The sequence below is a fragment of the Streptomyces sp. NBC_00597 genome (assembly GCF_041431095.1).
Classification (GTDB): Bacteria; Actinomycetota; Actinomycetes; order Streptomycetales; family Streptomycetaceae; genus Streptomyces.
The window spans coordinates 2,222,663-2,241,181 of record NZ_CP107757.1; the positions used below are offsets into that span (position 1 = coordinate 2,222,663).

Here is an 18,519-nt window from a genome sequence, read left to right on the forward strand (position 1 = left end):
GCCGGTGCCCCCGGACACCCGAGACGTCCGGGGGCACCGCTGCAACGGTCCCGGGCTAGCGGATCGGCATGTCCGAGATCGTGCGGGCGATCACCAGACGCTGGATCTCGCTGGTGCCCTCGAAGATGGTGTAGATCGCGCTGTCGCGGTGCATGCGCTCCACCGGGTACTCGCGGGTGTAGCCGTTGCCACCGAGGATCTGGACCGCCTGGGCGGTGACCTTCTTGGACATCTCGCTCGCGAACAGCTTCGACATGGAGCCCTCCGCCGAGGTGAAGGGCTTGCCCGCGACCGCCATCCACGAGGCCCGCCACACCAGCAGCCGGGCCGCGTCGATCTGGGTCCGCATGTCGGCGAGCTGGAAGGCCACGCCCTGGTTGTCGATGATCGGACGACCGAACTGCGTACGGGTCTTGGCGTAGTCGAGGGCGACCTCGTACGCCGCGCGCGCAGTGCCGACGGCCATGGCGCCGACCGCCGGGCGGGAGGCCTCGAAGGTGGCCATGGCCGCGTTCTTCACGCGCTCGCCCCCGCCGACCCTGGCCCGCTCGCGGGCCCGCGCGAGCCGCTCGTCCAGCTTGTCCTTGCCGCCGAGCAGGCACGAGCCGGGGACGCGCACGTCCTCCAGGACCACCTCAGCGGTGTGCGAGGCCCGGATGCCGTGCTTCTTGAACTTCTGGCCCTGGGACAGGCCCGGGGTGTTCGGCGGCACGATGAAGGACGCGTGGCCCTTGGTGCCGAGCTCCGGGTCGACGACGGCGACGACGATGTGGACGTTGGCGATGCCGCCGTTGGTCGCCCACGTCTTGGTGCCGTTCAGCACCCACTCGTCCTTGGCCTGGTCGTAGACGGCTCGCGTGCGCATCGAGCCGACGTCGGATCCGGCGTCCGGCTCGGAGGAGCAGAACGCGGCGACCTTGACGTCGTCGGGGGTCCCGTACATCTGCGGGATCCAGGTGCCGATCTGCTCCTCGGTGCCGTTGGCGACGACGCCGATGGCGGCGAGCCCGGTGCCCACGATCGACAGGGCGATGCCGGCGTCACCCCAGAACAGCTCTTCCATGGCCATCGGGATGCCGAGGCCGGTAGGGTCGAAGAACTGCTGGGCATAGAAGTCGAGCGAGTAGATCCCGACCTTCGCGGCCTCCTGGATGACGGGCCACGGAGTCTCTTCGCGCTCGTCCCATTCCGCGGCGGCGGGGCGGATCACATCGGCCGCGAAGCCGTGGATCCAGTCCCGCACCTGCTTCTGGTCGTCATTGAGCTCCATGGTGAACTCCGCCATGTCCCCTCCAGCTGTGCATCCACCAGTGCGTTACTAGCGGTAACCCTTACGGTGACCACAGTCTGTTACTGACGAGTAAGCACTGTCAAGCAGAGTCGTCCGCGACGCAGCCGATTCGTTCGCGAGGGTGTGCGGGGTGTTACGTTGCGTGGGCGTCACGCACCATCGCAAGGGCGGGGAGAGAAACACTCATGGAGACAACCCAACAGACCGGAGAACCGGGAGCGGCCGAACGCCGCAGGCGGGAGCTGCTCGAAGCGGCCGACAGGGTCGTCCTCCGGGACGGCCCAAAGGCGTCCATGAACGCCATCGCGGCGGAAGCCGGCATCACGAAGCCCATCCTGTACCGGCACTTCGGCGACAAGGCCGGGCTCTACCAGGCCCTGGCCGTCCGGCACACCGACGCCCTGCTCGACTCTCTGCGCGCCGCGCTCGACGCCCCGGCCGAGCGCCGCAACCGCGTGGAGTCCACCCTCGACACCTATCTCGCGGCCATCGAGGCCCGCCCGCAGGTGTACCGGTTCCTGATGCACCCGGCCGAGGACTCGCACGCCGCCGAACGGGGCTTCGACGTGGGCCTGCACTCGGCCCCGCTGCTGCGCCGGCTCGGCGAGGAGCTCGCCCAGGTGATCGGCGAACGCGTGGACCTCGGCCCCGGCGGCGAACGCATGGCCCGGATCTGGGGCCACGGCATCGTCGGCATGATGCACGCCGCCGGCGACTGGTGGCTCGGCGAGCGCCCGTGCGAGCGCGCGGAGTTGGTCGCCGGACTCACCGACCTGCTGTGGGGCCGCCTGGCCACGGCCGGTAACCGCGCGGACGGCCCGGGCTTCTAGCCGGCACGGGCTTGCGGCCCGCGCCGCGGCCCGCGCTCAGTCCTGCGCGGCCGCCCCGGCCCGCGCGCCCCACGGCGTCCTGCGGATCGCCCGCCGCAGCCGCCGGGCGCGCAGCCCGGTGACCCGGTCCGCGTAGACCGTGCCGTCGAGGTGGTCGCACTCGTGCTGGAGGCAGCGGGCGAAGAACCCGGTGCCCTCGATCCGTAGGGGCGCACCCGCGGAGGTGACCCCTTCGACGACGGCACGGTCGAAGCGGACCGTGCCCGCCTCCAGGCCGGGCAGCGACAGGCAGCCCTCGGGGCCGCGGAACTCGTCCCCGTCGGTCGCCACCAGGCGCGGGTTCACGATGTGCCCGACGTGGCGCACGTCCTCGTCGTCGGGGCAGTCGTACACGAACACCCGCTGCCCGACGCCGATCTGGTTCGCCGCGAGGCCGACGCCGTCGGCGGCGTACATCGTCGCGAACATGTCCTCGATGAGCCGGTCGAGGGCCGGGCCGAATTCGGTGACCTCCGCGCAGGTTGAGCGGAGCACCGGATCGCCGAGCAGGCTCATGGTGCGGACGAGGCCGGCGGTACCGGGAATGGGGCGCTGTCGCATGGCCGCAAGCCTACGACGGGCGAATATATGAGGAGATCCGCGGCGCCCAGGGGCGCCGCGGTCAAGGCCCCGGCCGGTACTGGATAGGCTGGGGCCGACCGACGCAAGGAGGACAAGGGACGATGGCAGGCAACACAGAGCCGCTTTCGCCGCGGGCCAAGCTGGCCGTGACGGCGGGCAAGGCCGCGGCGGCGGTGTCGCGGGCCGCGGGACGCGGAAGCGGATCGGTGATCGGTGGCAAGGTCGCACTCAAACTCGACCCCGATCTCCTCGGAGCGCTCGCGCAGCATCTCGACGTCGTCCTCGTCTCTGCGACGAACGGCAAGACCACGACGACGCGACTGATCGCCGAGGCCCTGCGGGCCAGCGGTCCGGTCGTGTCCAACGCCCTCGGGGCCAACATGCCGGCCGGCATCACCTCCGCCCTCGCGGGCGGTTCGGAGGCCAAGTACGGCGTCATCGAGGTGGACGAGAAGTACCTCGCCGGGGTGGCCCGGGACGTCACCCCCAAGGTGATCGCCCTGCTGAACCTCTCCCGCGACCAGCTGGACCGCGCCGCCGAGACCCGCATGCTCGCGGAGAAGTGGCGCGAGGGCCTCCAGGGCTCCAAGGCCGTCATCGTCGCGAACTGCGACGACCCGCTCATCGTGTGGTCGGCCTCGTCCTCGCAGAACGTGGTGTGGGTCGCCGCCGGTCAGGAGTGGAAGGACGACGCCTGGTCGTGCCCCTCCTGCGGTGGCGTCATGCAGCGCCCCGGCGACGACTGGTTCTGCGGCGAGTGCGGCTTCCGGCGCCCCACCCCGAGCTGGGTGCTGTCCGGGGACCACGTGCTGGACCCGCACGGCAGCGCCTGGCCGATCCACCTCCAGCTGCCCGGCCGCGCCAACAAGGCGAACGCCGCCACCTCGGCCGCCGTCGCCGCCGTCTTCGGCGTGCCGCCGCAGGTCGCGCTGGAGCGGATGTACCAGGTGCAGGCCGTCGCCGGCCGCTACGACGTGGTCACCTTCCAGGGCCGTGAGCTGCGCCTGCTGCTCGCGAAGAACCCGGCGGGCTGGCTCGAAACGTTTTCGCTGATCGACCCGCCGCCGACTCCGGTGATCCTTTCGGTGAACGCGCGCGGGGCCGACGGCACCGACACGTCCTGGCTGTGGGACGTGGACTACCCGCGTCTGGCCGGGCACCCGATCTTCGTGATCGGCGACCGCAAGCTGGACCTGGCGGTCCGCCTTGAGGTCGCGGGCCTGGACTTCCGGGTGTGCGAGACCCTCGACGAGGCCGTGCAGCTGGCGCCGCCCGGGCAGATCGAGCTGATCGCCAACTACACCGCCTTCCAGGACGTGCGCCGCCGCGTCGGCAACTAGTACTCATACCTCCAGAGGACACAAGAGCATGAGCGACAACAGCCTGCGTCTGGTGTGGGTCTACCCCGACCTGCTGAGCACGTACGGAGACCAGGGCAACGCCCTCGTGGTGGAGCGCCGGGCGCGCCAGCGCGGCCTGGACGTGCAGCGCGTGGACGTGCGCAGCGACCAGCCCATCCCCACCTCGGGCGACATCTACCTGATCGGCGGCGGTGAGGACCGGCCGCAGCGGCTCGCCGCGGAGCGTCTGCTGCGCGACGGCGGTCTGGAGCGGGCCGTCTCGAACGGGGCGATCGTCTTTTCCGTCTGTGCCGGCTACCAGATCCTCGGCAACGAGTTCGTCAACGACATGGGCGAGCGCCAGGAGGGCCTCGGCCTGCTGGACGTGGTCACCGTGCGCGGCGAGGGCGAGCGGTGCGTCGGCGACGTCCTGGCGGACATCGACCCGCGCCTGAACCTGCCGCAGCTGACCGGCTTCGAGAACCACCAGGGCGTCACGCACCTCGGCCCGAGCGCGAAGGCGTTCGCCCGCACCCGCCTGGGCCGCGGCAACGGCACGGGCGACGGCACCGAGGGCGCGTACAACGACACGGTCTTCGGCACGTACATGCACGGCCCCGTCATGGCCCGCAACCCGCAGATCGCGGACCTGCTGCTGAAGCTGGCCCTCGACGTGAACGCGCTGCCGCCCATCGACGACCGGTGGTACGAGGCGCTGCGCACCGAGCGCATTTCGGCGGCCACGCAGCCCGCGTAACGCCGCGCGGGCCGCTCATCGGGGCGGCCCCGCCATCATGTGTTCGGCCCGGTTTTCCCTTGGGGGAACCGGGCCGACGTCGTTTCGTACGACGAGCATGACCAGCATGTGGAGGATGGTTCAGTCCACCGCTCCACCGCTTGTAGGGTGGCCGTAGTTCCAACCGGACGACGTGGTCCGGTCGTCGGCCCACGTTGCAAAGGTTCTTCCTGCCATGCGCATTGGTGTGCTCACTTCCGGCGGCGACTGCCCCGGCCTCAATGCCGTCATCCGCTCCGTCGTGCACCGCTCCGTCGTCGACCACGGCGACGAGGTCATCGGCTTCCACGACGGCTGGCGCGGTCTGCTGGAGTGCGACTACCGCAAGCTCGACCTCGACGCCGTCAGCGGCATCCTGGCCCGCGGCGGCACGATCCTGGGCTCCTCCCGGGTACAGCCGGCGCACCTGCGCGACGGCGTCGAGCGGGCCCGCGGGCACGTCGCCGACCTCGGTCTGGACGCCATCATCCCGATCGGTGGCGAGGGCACCCTGAAGGCCGCGAACCTGCTCTCGAAGGCCGGCCTGCCGATCGTCGGCGTCCCGAAGACCATCGACAACGACATCGCCTCGACGGACGTCACCTTCGGCTTCGACACCGCCGTCGGGGTCGCCACCGAGGCCCTGGACCGGCTGAAGACCACCGCCGAGTCCCACCAGCGCGTGATGGTCGTGGAGGTCATGGGCCGCCACACGGGCTGGATCGCCCTGCACTCGGGCATGGCGGCCGGCGCCCACGCCATCGTCGTTCCCGAGCGCCCCTTCGACATCGACGAGCTGACGGCGGTCGTCGGCGAGCGCTTCTCCGCGGGCAAGCGGTTCGCGATCGTCGTGGTCTCCGAGGGTGCCAAGCCGCGCCCCGGCTCCATGGCGTTCCAGGAGGGCGGCACCGACCAGTACGGTCACGAGCGCTTCGCCGGCATCGGCAACATCCTCGCCGTGGAGCTGGAGCGGCGCCTGGGCAAGGAGGCCCGCCCGGTCATCCTGGGCCACGTCCAGCGCGGCGGCACGCCCACCGCGTACGACCGGGTCCTGGCCACCCGCTTCGGCTGGCACGCGGTCGAAGCGGCGCACCGCGGCGAGTTCGGGATGCTGACGGCCCTGCGCGGCACCGAGATCGAGATGGTCCCGCTCGCCGACGCCGTGCAGACCCTCAAGACGGTTCCGGCCGAGCGGTACGACGAGGCGCAGACCGTTCTGTGATGTTTCCCCCCTTCTCCGCCTCACTCCTGTGATGACCGCCCCCGGACGAGTTCGCGTCCGGGGGCGGCATTACTGTGGTGGGGCACCACAGGTCAAGGGAGTGGACAGATGGATCACAGCGGTCACGGCATGGACATGAACATGGACATGGACATGGACCTGCCGCCGTTCACTCTCGGGCGCGGGCTGGAGTTCTCCTTCGACGCGTTCTTCCTGATCGGCTCGCTGGTGGGCCTCGGCCTGTACCTGTGGGGCGTGCTGCGGCTGCGCCGCCGCGGGGACGCCTGGCCGGTGGGCCGGACGATCGCCTTCACCGCGGGCGTACTGAGCGTCGCCCTCGTGATGTGCACCAAGCTGAACGATTACGGCATGGTCATGTTCAGCGTGCACATGATCCAGCACATGGTCATCAGCATGCTCTCCCCGATCCTGCTGCTGCTCGGCGCGCCGGTGACGCTGGCGCTGCGCGCGCTGCCGCCCGCGGCGCGGGGCGTCAAGGGGCCGCGCGAGCTGCTGCTGATGCTGCTGCACAGCCGCTACATGAAGGTGATCACCCACCCGGTGTTCACGATCCCCCTGTTCATCGCCAGCCTCTACGCCCTCTACTTCACCCCGCTCTTCGACTTCCTGATGGAGAGCAAGGCCGGGCACATCGGCATGATGGTGCACTTCCTGGCCGTCGGCCTGGTCTTCTTCTGGCCGATCATGGGTGTGGACCCGGGCCCGCACCGCCCCGGCTACGTGATGCGGATGCTGGAGCTCTTCGCCGGCATGCCGTTCCACGCCTTCTTCGGCATCGCCCTGATGATGGCGAGCGAGCCGATGATCAAGACGTACTCGGACCCGCCGGCCTCCCTCGGCATCGATCCGCTGCTCGACCAGCAGTGGGGCGGCGGCATCGCCTGGGCCTTCAGCGAGATCCCGTCGGTACTGGTGCTGATCGCGCTGGTCTACCAGTGGTACCACTCGGAGCAGCGGGCGGCGAAGCGTTCGGACCGCGCAGCGGACCGCGACGGCGACAAGGAGCTTGAGGCGTACAACTCCTATCTCGCCTCGCTCCAAGCGCGTGGCCAGTAGCGCACCGGCACCTTCGCGCGCGACCATGGGGCATGACCGGATCCGTTAAGGCGATGGCCGTCATGACCTTCGCCGCTCTGGTGGCCGTCGCCACGTACTCCGTGGCCCTCGGCAGCAACGGCTGGCTGTGGTTCGGCTGGGTGCTCCTCGGCCTGCTGACCGCCGGAATGGCGGCGTCCCGCAAGCCCTGACCGCCCCTCCCCTGCCCTGCCGCCCCTCCGCCCGTTCCCCTGGCCCGGCCCTCGGGAGCGCTGTCAAAGCAGCGTCGGCCCGCCAGCAGACGGGACTTTGGCCACACGACCTAGCGGCCGGATTCGGTCGGTCTCTCTCCCCCATGCGCCCTCCGGGGCGGGCGGGATCCTGATGCGCCATGCCCATCCGGCACCGTGTCCGGCACACTGACCTGACCCCCAGGCGAAGGGAAAATGCCCCGGTGTTCTACCACTTGCTCAAGCACGTGCTGCTCGGTCCGCTGCTGCGTCTGCTCTTCCGGCCGCGCATCGAGGGACTGGAGAACATCCCGGCGGAGGGTGCCGCCATCGTCGCGGGGAACCACCTGTCGTTCTCCGACCACTTCCTGATGCCGGCCATCCTCAAGCGCCGGATCACCTTCCTCGCGAAGGCGGAGTACTTCACCGGCCCCGGGGTGAAGGGGCGGCTGACCGCGTTCTTCTTCCGCAGCGCCGGGCAGATCCCGGTGGACCGGTCGGGCAAGGACGCCGGGCAGGCCGCGCTGCGCGAGGGGCTGGGGGTGCTGGCCAAGGGCGAGCTGCTGGGGATCTACCCGGAGGGCACCCGCTCGCACGACGGGCGGCTGTACAAGGGCAAGGTGGGAGTGGCCGCGATGGCGCTCGGAGCCGGGGTGCCCGTCGTCCCGTGCGCGATGGTCGGCACCTTCGAGATCCAACCGCCCGGGCAGAAGATCCCGAACATCCGGCGGGTGACGATCCGCTTCGGCCGGCCGCTTGACTTCTCGCGCTACGCCGGGCTGGAGGGCGAGCGGGCCGTGCTGCGGGCCGTCACCGACGAGATCATGTACGCCGTGCTCCAGCTGTCCGGCCAGGAATACGTGGACCGGTACGCCGCCGAGGTCAAGGCCGAAGAGGAGGAGGCACGGAAGAAGGCCCGGCGCTGGTCGCGCTGAGCCTTCTCCCGTGCTGTGCCGCAGGCCTTAGCGAACGGCCGGCAGTTCCTCCAGCGCCGGGAGCGCGGAGGCCGGAGCATCGGCGAGCGCCTTCGCAGCGGCCGGGGCCGGGGCGACCGGAGTGGCGTGCGGACCGCACTTCACGTCCTTGGCGTCGACCTTGCCGGTCAGCAGGTAGGCGTCCACCCGGGTGTTGATGCAGGGGTTCACCAGGCTGGTGACACCGTGCGAGCCGGCGTTCTGCTCGGTGATCAGACGCGAGCCGGCGAGGCGGCGGTGCATCTCGACGCCACCGTCGTAAGGCGTGGCGGCGTCACGCTCGGACTGGACGATCAGGACCGGCGGCAGGCCGCGCTTGGCACCGACCTCGATCGGGTTGCTCTGCTTGGCCTTCCAGGTCGCGCAGGGCAGGTTCATCCACGCGTTGGACCAGGTCAGGAACGGGTACTTCTCGTTCAGCTTGGTGTTGTCCCGGTCCCACTTGGCCCAGCTGGTCGGCCACTTGGCGTCCGCGCACTCGACCGCGGTGTACACCGCGTTGCTGTTCTCCGAGGCGATGTTGCCCTTGATGTCGGACATGTCCGGGGAGATCGCCTCGATCAGCGGCTTCTCGTCACCGGCCACGAACGCGCTGAACGCCTGGGCGACGGGCACCCAGGAGGAGTCGTAGTACGGGGCACCCTGGAAGAAGCCGAGGAGCTCGTTCGGGCCGACGACGCCGCCGAGCGGGTTGGCCTTGGCCTTGGCGCGCAGCTCCAGCCACTTGGCCTCGACCTTGGCGCGGGTGTCGCCGATGTGGAAGACGTTGTCGTTCTTGGCGACCCAGTCCTCCCAATCGTTCCAGCGCACCTGGAAGGCGACGTCCTGGCCGAGGTTGGCCTCGTACCAGATGTTGTCCGTGTCCGGGTTGACCACGCTGTCGACGATCATGCGGCGCACGTGGCTCGGGAACAGCGTCGCGTAGACGCCGCCGAGGTAGGTGCCGTAGGAGACGCCGAGGTAGTTCAGCTTCTTCTCGCCGAGGGCGGCCCGGATGACGTCCAGGTCGCGCGCGGTGTTCGGCGTGGTCATGTGCGGCAGCATCTCGCCGCTGCGCTCCTTGCAGCCGTCCGCGTACTCGGCGGCGAGCTTACGCTGGGCGCGCTTGTCGGCCTCGTTGGACGGGACCGGGTCGGCCTTGGGAGCCTTGACGAACTCCTGCGGGTCGATGCAGGAGATCGGGGCGGAGTGGCCGACACCGCGCGGGTCGAAGCCCACGAAGTCATAGGCCTTGGAGGTGTTGACCCACAACGGGCTCTTGGTGGTGACCCGGCGCGGGAAGCGCATGCCGGAGCCGCCGGGGCCACCGGGGTTGTAGACGAGCGCGCCCTGGCGCTCCTCCTTGGTGCCGGTGCTGCCGATCCGGTCGACCGCGAGGTCGATGGTCTTGCCGAACGGCTTGGCGTAGTCCAGCGGGACCTTGACCCAGCCGCACTGGATCGGGGCCTCGAAGCCCCAGTCGGCGGGACAGTCCTTCCACTCGATCCCGGTGCGGGCGGCGCGGGCGGCGGCGAGCTGCACGCCGAGCGCCTCCGGAACCGAGCTGCTCCCGGCGGACGAGGCCGCGGCGGCGGGCGGCGCGAGCAGCAGGCTCGCGGCCAGCGTTCCGGTGATCAGAGTGGCAGCGCTCCCCAGCGCTGCAGTGCGTATCACGTGGTTGTTCCCCCTGCGTCAGACCCGGCCGGAGGAGGCCGGGTTGGTCGGGTTGGTCGGTCGATCCAGGAGGATCCTTTCGCCTGACCTACACCTGACAACAGAGCAAGGTCACGTTCTTTGCCAACCCGATAACCGGAAAGGCGTGTACCGCTGAGCGGTGTCTGATTCGTCCCAGGTTCGCTCAGCGATTACCAGCCGTACGTTCGACACGCCGCGTCCAGTACCTCGCGCAGCCGAAGCGCATCGGGCGCCAGAGCCGTCACGAGTACGGCGGGACCCGCCAGCGGGGTGACCGCCGCGAACTCCCCGAGCACCGCGGGAGCCGGCGCCGACTCCGCGAACGCCGGATCGACGACCAGGAGCTGACCGAGCGCCCGATGGCCCGCCAGCCCCGCCGGACCGTCCCAGCCTCCCGGCGCTCCCGGTCCGCAGGCCACCTCCTGGTCCAGCAGCGCCTTCCCGCCCCGGGTCACGGTGAGCCTGCTGCGCAGCAGGCCCGGCTCCTCCCCCGTGCGGCCCAGCACCTGCTCCTCGCGCAGCAGCAGCCGTGCCGTGAGGGCGAGTTCGACGCGGGTGCGCACCCGCAGGTCACTGCCGCGCACGGAGACCAGCGGCTCCGGCAGCCACCGTACGGCCGCTTCCCCGGCCAGGGTCAGCCGTACGTCGTACCGCGCGGGCTCACCACCGCGGCCGGGCAGCGCCAAGGTGGCCGCCGCCGAGGCCAGGGCGAGGCGGGCACCGGGGCCGGCGGCGGCCTCCACCGTGAGGTGGTCCCCGCCGAGCGGGGCGCTCATCGCACCGACCAGCATGACGCCGGCCTCGGCGCCCGAGCCCCGGGTCCGGCGCAGCGCCAGCGGCCCCTCCCCGGACAGCAGCGGCAGGGCGGTACCTCCGCGGCCGTCGGCGACCGCGGAGATCCGGGCGGTGGCCCGTACACCCGCCGGAGCGAGGAGCTGCCGGGCCGGGGCGGCGGGGGGCGCGGCGTGCGGGGGCGCGGTGACCGGTGGCGCCGCTGCGGGGGGCGCCGCGGCCGCCGTGGGAATCATCGGGCGGTCCAGGCGGCAATCCGCCCGCGCACCCACGCGGCCACCGGAGCCACGCCCTCCGCGCCGCGCAGCGACTGGAAGGCGACGGGGAGTTCACCGCGCTGCTCGGCGGCGTCGCGGGCCATCCGGTCCAGGTCGGAGCCCACGTAGGGGGCGAGGTCGGTCTTGTTGACGACGAGCAGGTCGGCGGTGGTGACGCCGGGGCCGCCCTTGCGCGGGATGTCGTCACCGCCCGCCACGTCGATGACGAAGATCTGGGCGTCGACGAGGCCCCGGGAGAAGGTGGCGGTGAGGTTGTCGCCGCCGGACTCGACGAGGATCAGGTCGAGCGGCCCGACGGTCTCCTCCAGCTCCTCCACCGCCTCCAGGTTGGCGGAGATGTCGTCGCGGATGGCGGTGTGCGGGCAGGCGCCGGTCTCCACCGCGCTGATCCGCTCGGGCGGCAGGACGGCCTCCCGGAGCAGGAACTCGGCGTCCTCCCGGGTGTAGATGTCGTTGGTGACGACGGCCATGGACAGTTCGGCGCGCAGGGCCCGGCAGAGCGCGGCGACGGTGGCCGTCTTGCCGGAGCCGACGGGTCCGCCGAGTCCGATGCGCAGGGCCCGGCGCGAGCCGTCCGCCCGCACGGGCTCGGCGCTGTGGGTGTGGCGCTGGGGGTAGGTCACGCCGTGGTCAAGGTGCATGGGGATCTCCAGGAGGTCGTGGAGGTGGTCGGGGGCTGCCGGGGAGGCGGCGTGCGGTGCGTACGGCGGGCGTGCGGCGGGCGGGCGGCGTGCGGCGTGCGGTCAGGAGGCGAACAGCCGTACCGGCCAGCCGGCATGGGCCTCCGCCGCGATCTCCAGCAGCGGCGAGGACGCCGCGGGCAGCGCGTCGGGGCCTTCCCGCAGGGCTCGGTGTGCGGCCCGGGCGGCCCGGCCGCAGACCTCATCGAGCTCGGGGGCGAGGCGGGCCAGGACCCCGCTCGCCTCGAAGGGGTCCAGGCCGAGCAGCCGCACCGTCGCGGTCGCCGGTCCGCTGACGCTCTCGTACGCCGCCACGTGCGCGGCCTCCAGCGGCCCCAGTCCGGCCGCCCGGGCGGTGATCCCGAGCACCACCGGCTGGTGCGCCCCGCGCGGGAAGGCCGCGGCGAGCGCGTCGAGTTCGACGGCGGGCCAGGTGGCCCGGGCGGCCCGCATCAGCTGCCGGCCCAGCCGCCGCGCCGCGGTGCGCAGCGCGGGCGACGGGGTGCGTGCGTCGGCGGCGGTGTCGAGGACCGCCGGGTCGAGCCCGAGGGCCGCGGCCGCTGCGAGTCCGGCGGCGACGAGTCCGGCCGTGTGGAGCCGGCCGCGGCAGAACTCCTCCAAGGTGGCGGCGTCATGGATCCGGCCGGCCTTGCAGGCGGCCTCGGCCCCGCCGGAGTGGGCGTGCCCTCCGGCGGGGAAGCGGCCGTCCGCGAGGACGAGCAGGGCGGCGAGGCTCATCGGGCTGCGCCCATCGGAAGCGGCTCCTTTCAAAACAGGAAGTATCTCTGGGCCATGGGCAGTTCCGCGGCCGGCGCCGGCTCCACGACCTCGCCGTCGATGGTGACGGTGAAGGTGTCTGCGTCGACCTCGACCCTCGGCATGGCGTCGTTGTTGCGCATGTCCGACTTGCCCACCTTGCGGGTGCTCTCGATGGCCACGAACTGCTTGCCGAGTCCGAGCCGTTCGGGCAGCGAGTCGTCGAGCGCGGCCTGCGCGGTGAAGTTGATCGAGTTCAGCCCGGGGGCCCGGCCGAAGCTGCCGAACATCGGGCGGGGCAGCACCGGCTGCGGGGTGGGGATGGAGGCGTTGGCGTCGCCCATCTGCGCGTAGGCGATCTGACCGCCCTTGATGACGACTTCGGGTTTGACCCCGAAGAACGCGGGCGTCCACAGCACGAGGTCGGCGAGCTTGCCGGTCTCCACCGAGCCGATCTCCCGTGCGAGGCCCTGGGCCACGGCGGGGTTGATCGTGTACTTGGCGACGTAGCGGCGGGCGCGGTGGTTGTCGGCGGGTCCGTCGCCGGGCAGGAAGCCGCGCCGCTTCTTCATCACGTGGGCGGTCTGCCAGGTGCGCATCACGACCTCGCCGACGCGGCCCATGGCCTGGGCGTCCGAGGAAATGATCGAGATGGCGCCCATGTCGTGCAGGACGTCCTCGGCGGCGATGGTCGAGGGCCGGATCCGGGATTCGGCGAAGGCCAGGTCCTCGGGGACCGCCGGGTTGAGGTGGTGGCAGACCATCAGCATGTCGAGGTGTTCCTCGATGGTGTTGATGGTGTGCGGCCGGGTCGGGTTGGTGGAGCTGGGCAGGATGTTCGACTCGGAGACCACGGTGATGATGTCGGGTGCGTGGCCGCCGCCCGCGCCCTCGGTGTGGTAGGAGTGGATCGTCCGCCCGGCGATGGCGGCGAGGGTGTCGCCGACGAATCCGGCCTCGTTGAGGGTGTCCGTGTGGATGGCGACCTGCGCGCCGGTCTCGTCGCAGACACCGAGGCAGGCGTCGATGACGGCGGGGGTGGCCCCCCAGTCCTCGTGGATCTTGAAGCCGAGGGCGCCGCCGCGCAGCTGGGAGTACATGGCGTCGCGGGACATGGTGTTGCCCTTGCCCAGCAGGCCTATGTTGACCGGGTAGGACTCCAGGGCCGCGAACATCCGGGCGAGGTGCCAGGGTCCGGGGGTGACGGTGGTGGCCTTGGTTCCCTCGGCGGGTCCGGTACCGCCACCGACGAGGGTGGTGATGCCGGAGGCCAGGGCCTCGTCGATGACGGTCGGCGAGATGAAGTGCACGTGGGTGTCGATGGCGCCCGCGGTGACGATCTTCCCGTTGCCCGCGATGATCTCGGTTTCGGGACCGATCACGAGAGCGGGGTCCACTCCGTCCATCGTGTCGGGGTTGCCGGCCTTGCCGATGCCGCAGATGCGGCCGTCGCGGATGCCGATGTCGGCCTTGACGATGCCCCAGTGGTCGATGACGACGACCCCGGTGATCACGGTGTCGGGGGCGCCCTCGGCACGGGTGGTGCGCGCCTGCCCCATGGATTCGCGGATCACCTTGCCGCCACCGAACACGGCCTCGTCGCCGGAGCGTCCGGGGCCGCCGCTGCGGTCCTCCTCGATCTCGACGAACAGGTCGGTGTCGGCGAGCCGGATGCGGTCGCCGGCGGTCGGTCCGAAGAGGTCGGCGTACGCGCGCCGGTCGAGCTCAGCCATCGAGCGGCCCCCCGGTCTCCCCGCGCAGACCGGGTACGGTGCGCAGCCCGGCCAACGGTACGAGTTCCACCGCGACCGGGATGCCCGGCTCGAAGCGCACGGCGGTGCCGGCGGCGATGTTGAGCCGCAGTCCGCGGGCTGCGGCACGGTCGAAGTCGAGGCCGGGGTTGGCCTCGGCGAAGTGGTAGTGCGAGCCGACCTGGACGGGCCGGTCGGCGACGTTGAGCACGGTCAGGCGGGTGACGGGCCGGCCCTCGTTGAGGCGCACCGGGCCGTCCCCGTGGACGATTTCGCCGGGGATCACGGTCTCTCGCCTTCAGACGATCGGGTCGTGGACGGTGACGAGCTTGGTGCCGTCCGGGAAGGTCGCCTCGACCTGGACGTCGTGGATCATCTCGGGGATCCCCTCCATCACCTCGGCGCGTCCGAGCACGGTGCGGCCCGAGGCCATGAGCTCGGCAACGGTCCGCCCGTCGCGGGCGCCTTCGAGGATGTGCGACGTGATCAGGGCGACCGCCTCGGGGTGGTTGAGGAGGACCCCGCGCGCCCTGCGCTTCTCGGCCACGTCGGCGGCCACATGGATGAGCAGTCGTTCCTGCTCGTGCGGTGTCAGTTGCACTCGTATCACCAAGTTTCCGGGACAAGATCAGCGTCGCACCAGGCCGACCCTAACGGCCTTCAACACTTTGTTGACCTGCGTATATCCATGCCAAGCGTGTCTTGCCCAACGAAGAGAAAGGCTTTCCGCACCGCGCACCACCGCTTTGCCGGCTGATGGGCGATCATTGACGCAAGGCAGTGGGCGCCACGCTAAGCGCCGCGTTTTTCCGCCGCGTTAACCCACGTTTCGTGGAGACACGCGGTTCAGCCGCCGGCCGCCGCCGGAGGACCCGCCACCGAGGAGATGCATGTTTCTCAACCCGGTCCGACACATCACCTTCGACGCACTCGATCCGTACAAGGTCGCCACGTTCTGGTCCGCGGCCACCGGCTTCCCGATCCACCCGGACGACGCCGAGGACGACGACGAGATCCTCGTGGACCCGGGGCAGCCCGGGGTTCCCGGTCTGCTGTTCATCCGGGTTCCGGACGCCAAGTCCATGAAGAACCGCGTCCACTTGGACATCCAGCCGCCCAGCGGCACCCGCGACGAGACCGTCGAGCGGCTGATCGGGCTCGGCGCGAAGCTGGTGGACGACCGGCGCCGGGAGGACGGCTCCGGCTGGGCGGTGCTCGCCGACCCGGAGGGCAACGAACTGTGCATCGAACGGAGCGCCGCGGAGCGCGGGCAGGGCTGAGCCCCACCGACCCCGCTCAACAGCCGGTGACGCTCTCCGCCGGGGCCCCGACGGGCCAGGGCAGGGCGATCCACACGGTCTTGCCGCCGTCCTCGGTGGGGCTGACGGAGAGCCGTCCGCCCGCCTCGGCGGCGAGCCAGCGGATGATGACCATCCCCCGGCCGTTGTCCTGCTGGACGGCGGCGGGGAGGCGCCTGGGCCAGCGCGGGTGACTGTCGGTGACGCCGACGCGGAGCCGTTCCCCGCACTCCAGGCGGATGTCGACGGTGAAGGTGGGCGACTGGCCGAACGTGTGCTGCACGGCGTTGGTGGCGAGTTCCGAGACGATCAGCCGGACGCTGTCGGCGGTGTCGGCCCCGTCGGGCAGTCCCCATTCACCGAGCACCTCCGTGACGTAGCGGCGGGCGGTGGCGACCGAGGCGGGATCGCTCGGCAGAGTGACGGATGCTTCCTGGTGGTCTGCCATGGCGACGGTCCCTTTCCCACCGGGGCGAACCGCCCCGGATCTGTGCTGGACGCCAGAGTGCCACCCATCGTCCCGCCGGTGCTGCCGTTACCCCAAGATATGCATATATCTGTCGCTCAATGCAGTGAACTCTGCTACGGAAGAGCGTATTTGGACGGCAGACTGGTGCGAGCTGTGCCGGTGGAAGGAGGCGGGTATGCAGCACGGTCCCGCGGTGCGTCGGCGCAAGCTCGGCGAGGAACTGCGCGCGCTGCGCGACCGGACCGGACTCACCAGTGGTGAGGCCGCCCGGATCGCGGGGTGGCACCAGTCGAAAATCAGCCGCATCGAAACGGGTCGCAGTGGCGTGAAACCGGAGGACATCCGCCTCCTGCTGGATGTCTACGGAAACGTCGTCAGTCCCGAACAGCGGGCCCTGCTGGAGGCCCTGTCGGCTTCGGCGGCCGGACCGGGACCGGGCAGCGAGGCCGGTCGCGGCCGCCAGTGGTGGCACGACTACCGGGGGCTGCTGCCACAGGAATACCGGGACTTCATCAGCCTGGAAGCGGGCGCCCGTTCGGCCCGCACGGTCGAGCTCTCCGTGGTGCCGGGCCTGCTACAGACCCCGGAGTACGCACGGGCGGTGACCCGGGCCGCGCTGGGCGGGCTTCCGGAACCCAAGGTCGACGCGCTGGTCGACGTACGACTGGCCCGGCAGTCGGTGCTGCGGGCCGATCCGCCGTTGGAGCTGAGCGCCGTGCTCGACGAGGCGGTACTGCGCCGGCAGATCGGCGGCCCCGGGGTGATGGCGGCGCAATTGCGACACCTGGCGCAGGTGGCCCGGTTGCCGCAAGTGCGGTTGCAGGTACTGCCGTTCAGCGTGGGGGGCCATCTCGGCCTGACCGGACCGTTCGTCATTTTCTCATTTCCGAACATCGCCGATCTGGATGTGGTGGTACTCGACCATTTGACGAGTAGCCTCTATCTGGAGCGGAAGGAAGACCTTGAGGCGTACAGCGCCGCATTCCGCACCATCCAGGCGCACGCCCTCCCGCCCCAGGACTCGTCGGATCTCATCAGCTCACTCGCTGACGACGCGTAAGGAGGCACCCCCGTGTCCGCAACCCCCCTCTCCTCCAGCGGACTTCTGATCAGCGCGCGGTGGCGGCGGAGCAGCCGCAGCACCGGAATGAACAACTGCGTGGAAACGGCCGCCCTCGGCGGCGACCTGCTGGCCGTCCGCGACTCCAAGCGGGCGGACGGCCCGGCCGTGCTCTTCACCGGGCCGGCCTGGTACGGCTTCCTCGCATCCGTACGGGCGGACGTGCTCGCGTGACGCCCTAGCGGTCCGTGGCTCCGGCCGGGGCGGTCCCCAGGATCGTCGCGACGGCGCGGTCGATCTCGTCCCCCGTGAGATCGGCACGTGCGGTCAGTCGCAGCCGGGAGATGCCGTCCGGCACCGACGGCGGACGGAAGCAGCCCACGGACAGACCTGCCTCGCGGCAGTCGGCGGCCCAGCGCAGTGCCGCCGAAGCCGACGGGGCCCGTACCGACACCACGGCCGCGTCCGGCCGGGCCGCGGTCAGGCCGGACGCGGTGAGCCGCCCGTACAAGCGGTCGGCCACCTCGCGGGCCCGGCCGGCGCGCTCCGGTTCCCGCTGGAGCAGGCGCAGGCTCGCCAGCGCCGCACCCGCGGCGGCCGGTGCCAGCCCGGTGTCGAAGATGAAGGTCCGCGCCGTGTTGACCAGGTGCCTGATCACCTTGGCAGGGCCGAGCACGGCTCCGCCCTGGCTGCCCAGGGACTTCGAGAGGGTGAGGGTGGCGACCACCCCGGGCGCACCCGCGAGCCCGGCCGCGTACAGGGCTCCCCGGCCGCCCTCCCCCAGGACGCCCAACCCGTGGGCGTCGTCCACGACCAGGGCCGCACCCTCCGCCCGGCAGGCGGCCGCGTACGCGGCGAGCGGGGCGGCGTCCCCGTCCACGGAGAACACCGAGTCGCTGACCAGCAGCGCCCGGCCACCGTGCCCGGCGAGCGTCTTGCGCGCGGCCTCCGGGTCGGAGTGCGGGATCACGTCGGTCTCGGCGCGGGAGAGCCGACAGCCGTCGACGATCGAGGCGTGGTTGCCTGCGTCGGAGACGACGAGGGTGCCCCGGTCGCTGAGTGCGGTGACGGCCGCCAGGTTGGCCGCGTACCCGGAGGACAGGACCAGGGCGGCCTCGAACCCGCAGAAGGCGGCGAGCTCCCGCTCAAGCTCCGCATGAAGCTCGGTCGTACCGGTCACCAGACGTGATCCAGTGGCCCCTGCCCCCCACCGCTCGGCCGCCTCGCACGCGCCGCGCACGGTCTCGGGGTGCCGGGAGAGCCCGAGGTAGTCGTTGCTCGCCAGGTCCAGCAGCGGCGAGGACTCCGGGCGGGGCCGCAGCGTCCGGACCAGTCCGGCCTGCTCACGGGCCCGCTCCGCGTCGTCGATCCAGGCGAACACGTCATCGGGCTCGGGGCTGTACTGACTCATCGGCGCGTCCT

The 18,519-nt window shown here is 71.2% G+C and carries 21 protein-coding genes; 10 read left to right on the top strand and 11 right to left on the bottom strand.

The genetic code is table 11. The features are described 5' to 3' along the window. Nucleotides 1-55 precede the first annotated feature (55 nt). Nucleotides 56-1,285: an acyl-CoA dehydrogenase family protein gene (locus tag OG974_RS09645; RefSeq protein WP_327282247.1), complete on the bottom strand. Its 1,230-nt coding sequence runs from the start codon at nucleotides 1,283-1,285 to the stop codon at nucleotides 56-58. A 191-nt stretch (nucleotides 1,286-1,476) separates the two neighbouring features. On the opposite strand from OG974_RS09645, the gene OG974_RS09650 reads away from it, so the two are divergent. After that, nucleotides 1,477-2,121, top strand: coding sequence for a TetR family transcriptional regulator (locus OG974_RS09650; protein ID WP_327282248.1), 645 nt, complete (start codon nucleotides 1,477-1,479; stop codon nucleotides 2,119-2,121). A 36-nt stretch (nucleotides 2,122-2,157) separates the two neighbouring features. On the opposite strand, the gene def is transcribed toward OG974_RS09650, so the two are convergent. Next, nucleotides 2,158-2,721, bottom strand: a complete 564-nt coding sequence (def, locus tag OG974_RS09655; RefSeq protein WP_327282249.1) for a peptide deformylase — start codon at nucleotides 2,719-2,721, stop codon at nucleotides 2,158-2,160. 122 nt (nucleotides 2,722-2,843) lie between these two features. On the opposite strand from def, the gene OG974_RS09660 reads away from it, so the two are divergent. From OG974_RS09660 to OG974_RS09685, 6 genes are all read left to right on the top strand, one after another. Further along, nucleotides 2,844-4,082 (top strand): MurT ligase domain-containing protein, encoded by a 1,239-nt coding sequence (locus OG974_RS09660; protein WP_327282250.1) that lies wholly within the window; start codon nucleotides 2,844-2,846, stop codon nucleotides 4,080-4,082. A gap of 28 nt (nucleotides 4,083-4,110) precedes the next feature. Further along, nucleotides 4,111-4,839, top strand: coding sequence for a glutamine amidotransferase (locus OG974_RS09665; RefSeq protein WP_327282251.1), 729 nt, complete (start codon nucleotides 4,111-4,113; stop codon nucleotides 4,837-4,839). 214 nt (nucleotides 4,840-5,053) lie between these two features. Then, the gene (locus OG974_RS09670) at nucleotides 5,054-6,079 is read left to right on the top strand and encodes a 6-phosphofructokinase (RefSeq protein ID WP_327282252.1); all 1,026 of its coding nucleotides are present in this window, start codon (nucleotides 5,054-5,056) and stop codon (nucleotides 6,077-6,079) included. Between the two features lie 108 nt (nucleotides 6,080-6,187). Continuing rightward, nucleotides 6,188-7,156 carry a cytochrome c oxidase assembly protein gene (locus OG974_RS09675; RefSeq protein ID WP_371646187.1) on the top strand — a complete coding sequence of 323 codons (969 nt, stop codon included), beginning with the start codon at nucleotides 6,188-6,190 and terminating at the stop codon, nucleotides 7,154-7,156. Nucleotides 7,157-7,188: 32 nt separating this feature from the next. Beyond that, complete coding sequence (locus OG974_RS09680) at nucleotides 7,189-7,347, top strand: hypothetical protein (protein ID WP_327282254.1); 159 nt, start codon at nucleotides 7,189-7,191, stop codon at nucleotides 7,345-7,347. 242 nt (nucleotides 7,348-7,589) lie between these two features. Beyond that, nucleotides 7,590-8,300, top strand: coding sequence for a lysophospholipid acyltransferase family protein (locus OG974_RS09685; protein ID WP_327282255.1), 711 nt, complete (start codon nucleotides 7,590-7,592; stop codon nucleotides 8,298-8,300). Nucleotides 8,301-8,327: 27 nt separating this feature from the next. Here the strand turns inward: OG974_RS09685 and OG974_RS09690 are convergent, their stop codons facing one another. The 7 genes from OG974_RS09690 to OG974_RS09720 form a co-directional block, all read right to left on the bottom strand. Next, the gene (locus tag OG974_RS09690; protein ID WP_327282256.1) at nucleotides 8,328-9,992 is read right to left on the bottom strand and encodes an alpha/beta hydrolase; all 1,665 of its coding nucleotides are present in this window, start codon (nucleotides 9,990-9,992) and stop codon (nucleotides 8,328-8,330) included. A gap of 191 nt (nucleotides 9,993-10,183) precedes the next feature. Next, nucleotides 10,184-11,041, bottom strand: a complete 858-nt coding sequence (locus OG974_RS09695; protein WP_328762016.1) for an urease accessory protein UreD — start codon at nucleotides 11,039-11,041, stop codon at nucleotides 10,184-10,186. Further along, nucleotides 11,038-11,724, bottom strand: coding sequence for an urease accessory protein UreG (ureG, locus tag OG974_RS09700; protein WP_327282258.1), 687 nt, complete (start codon nucleotides 11,722-11,724; stop codon nucleotides 11,038-11,040). The genes OG974_RS09695 and ureG overlap by 4 nt, the downstream gene beginning before the upstream one ends. A gap of 102 nt (nucleotides 11,725-11,826) precedes the next feature. Next, nucleotides 11,827-12,501: an urease accessory UreF family protein gene (locus OG974_RS09705; protein WP_328762018.1), complete on the bottom strand. Its 675-nt coding sequence runs from the start codon at nucleotides 12,499-12,501 to the stop codon at nucleotides 11,827-11,829. Nucleotides 12,502-12,530: 29 nt separating this feature from the next. Further along, on the bottom strand, nucleotides 12,531-14,252 hold the full coding sequence (locus OG974_RS09710) for an urease subunit alpha (RefSeq protein ID WP_328762020.1): 1,722 nt from the start codon (nucleotides 14,250-14,252) through the stop codon (nucleotides 12,531-12,533). Next, complete coding sequence (locus tag OG974_RS09715; RefSeq protein WP_327282262.1) at nucleotides 14,245-14,556, bottom strand: urease subunit beta; 312 nt, start codon at nucleotides 14,554-14,556, stop codon at nucleotides 14,245-14,247. Before OG974_RS09715 ends, OG974_RS09710 begins: the two co-directional genes overlap by 8 nt. Before the next feature lie 12 nt (nucleotides 14,557-14,568). Then, a complete protein-coding gene (locus tag OG974_RS09720) occupies nucleotides 14,569-14,871 on the bottom strand; it encodes an urease subunit gamma (protein WP_030300160.1) in 303 nt (100 codons plus the stop codon). Nucleotides 14,872-15,160: 289 nt separating this feature from the next. On the opposite strand from OG974_RS09720, the gene OG974_RS09725 reads away from it, so the two are divergent. Further along, nucleotides 15,161-15,550, top strand: a complete 390-nt coding sequence (locus tag OG974_RS09725; protein ID WP_327282263.1) for a VOC family protein — start codon at nucleotides 15,161-15,163, stop codon at nucleotides 15,548-15,550. 16 nt (nucleotides 15,551-15,566) lie between these two features. Here the strand turns inward: OG974_RS09725 and OG974_RS09730 are convergent, their stop codons facing one another. Continuing rightward, nucleotides 15,567-16,016: an ATP-binding protein gene (locus tag OG974_RS09730; RefSeq protein ID WP_327282265.1), complete on the bottom strand. Its 450-nt coding sequence runs from the start codon at nucleotides 16,014-16,016 to the stop codon at nucleotides 15,567-15,569. Nucleotides 16,017-16,212: 196 nt separating this feature from the next. Between OG974_RS09730 and OG974_RS09735 the strand changes: the two genes are divergently transcribed. Continuing rightward, nucleotides 16,213-17,097 carry a helix-turn-helix transcriptional regulator gene (locus OG974_RS09735; protein WP_327282266.1) on the top strand — a complete coding sequence of 295 codons (885 nt, stop codon included), beginning with the start codon at nucleotides 16,213-16,215 and terminating at the stop codon, nucleotides 17,095-17,097. A gap of 12 nt (nucleotides 17,098-17,109) precedes the next feature. After that, nucleotides 17,110-17,331 carry a DUF397 domain-containing protein gene (locus OG974_RS09740; RefSeq protein WP_327282267.1) on the top strand — a complete coding sequence of 74 codons (222 nt, stop codon included), beginning with the start codon at nucleotides 17,110-17,112 and terminating at the stop codon, nucleotides 17,329-17,331. Between the two features lie 4 nt (nucleotides 17,332-17,335). Here the strand turns inward: OG974_RS09740 and OG974_RS09745 are convergent, their stop codons facing one another. Next, nucleotides 17,336-18,508, bottom strand: coding sequence for an 8-amino-7-oxononanoate synthase (locus tag OG974_RS09745; protein WP_327282268.1), 1,173 nt, complete (start codon nucleotides 18,506-18,508; stop codon nucleotides 17,336-17,338). Nucleotides 18,509-18,519 lie beyond the last annotated feature (11 nt).

Excerpts from the sequence above, each read along its gene's own strand:
- OG974_RS09695 (WP_328762016.1), bottom strand. The coding sequence starts at position 11,041 with ATGATTCCCACGGCGGCCGCGGCGCCCCCCGCAGCGGCGCCACCGGTC.
- OG974_RS09675 (WP_371646187.1), top strand. The coding sequence starts at position 6,188 with ATGGATCACAGCGGTCACGGCATGGACATGAACATGGACATGGACATG.
- OG974_RS09670 (WP_327282252.1), top strand. The coding sequence starts at position 5,054 with ATGCGCATTGGTGTGCTCACTTCCGGCGGCGACTGCCCCGGCCTCAAT.
- OG974_RS09680 (WP_327282254.1), top strand. The coding sequence starts at position 7,189 with ATGACCGGATCCGTTAAGGCGATGGCCGTCATGACCTTCGCCGCTCTG.
- OG974_RS09660 (WP_327282250.1), top strand. The coding sequence starts at position 2,844 with ATGGCAGGCAACACAGAGCCGCTTTCGCCGCGGGCCAAGCTGGCCGTG.
- def (WP_327282249.1), bottom strand. The coding sequence starts at position 2,721 with ATGCGACAGCGCCCCATTCCCGGTACCGCCGGCCTCGTCCGCACCATG.
- OG974_RS09735 (WP_327282266.1), top strand. The coding sequence starts at position 16,213 with ATGCAGCACGGTCCCGCGGTGCGTCGGCGCAAGCTCGGCGAGGAACTG.
- OG974_RS09710 (WP_328762020.1), bottom strand. The coding sequence starts at position 14,252 with ATGGCTGAGCTCGACCGGCGCGCGTACGCCGACCTCTTCGGACCGACC.
- OG974_RS09665 (WP_327282251.1), top strand. The coding sequence starts at position 4,111 with ATGAGCGACAACAGCCTGCGTCTGGTGTGGGTCTACCCCGACCTGCTG.
- OG974_RS09645 (WP_327282247.1), bottom strand. The coding sequence starts at position 1,285 with ATGGCGGAGTTCACCATGGAGCTCAATGACGACCAGAAGCAGGTGCGG.
- OG974_RS09730 (WP_327282265.1), bottom strand. The coding sequence starts at position 16,016 with ATGGCAGACCACCAGGAAGCATCCGTCACTCTGCCGAGCGATCCCGCC.
- OG974_RS09725 (WP_327282263.1), top strand. The coding sequence starts at position 15,161 with ATGTTTCTCAACCCGGTCCGACACATCACCTTCGACGCACTCGATCCG.
- OG974_RS09650 (WP_327282248.1), top strand. The coding sequence starts at position 1,477 with ATGGAGACAACCCAACAGACCGGAGAACCGGGAGCGGCCGAACGCCGC.
- ureG (WP_327282258.1), bottom strand. The coding sequence starts at position 11,724 with ATGCACCTTGACCACGGCGTGACCTACCCCCAGCGCCACACCCACAGC.
- OG974_RS09745 (WP_327282268.1), bottom strand. The coding sequence starts at position 18,508 with ATGAGTCAGTACAGCCCCGAGCCCGATGACGTGTTCGCCTGGATCGAC.
- OG974_RS09705 (WP_328762018.1), bottom strand. The coding sequence starts at position 12,501 with ATGAGCCTCGCCGCCCTGCTCGTCCTCGCGGACGGCCGCTTCCCCGCC.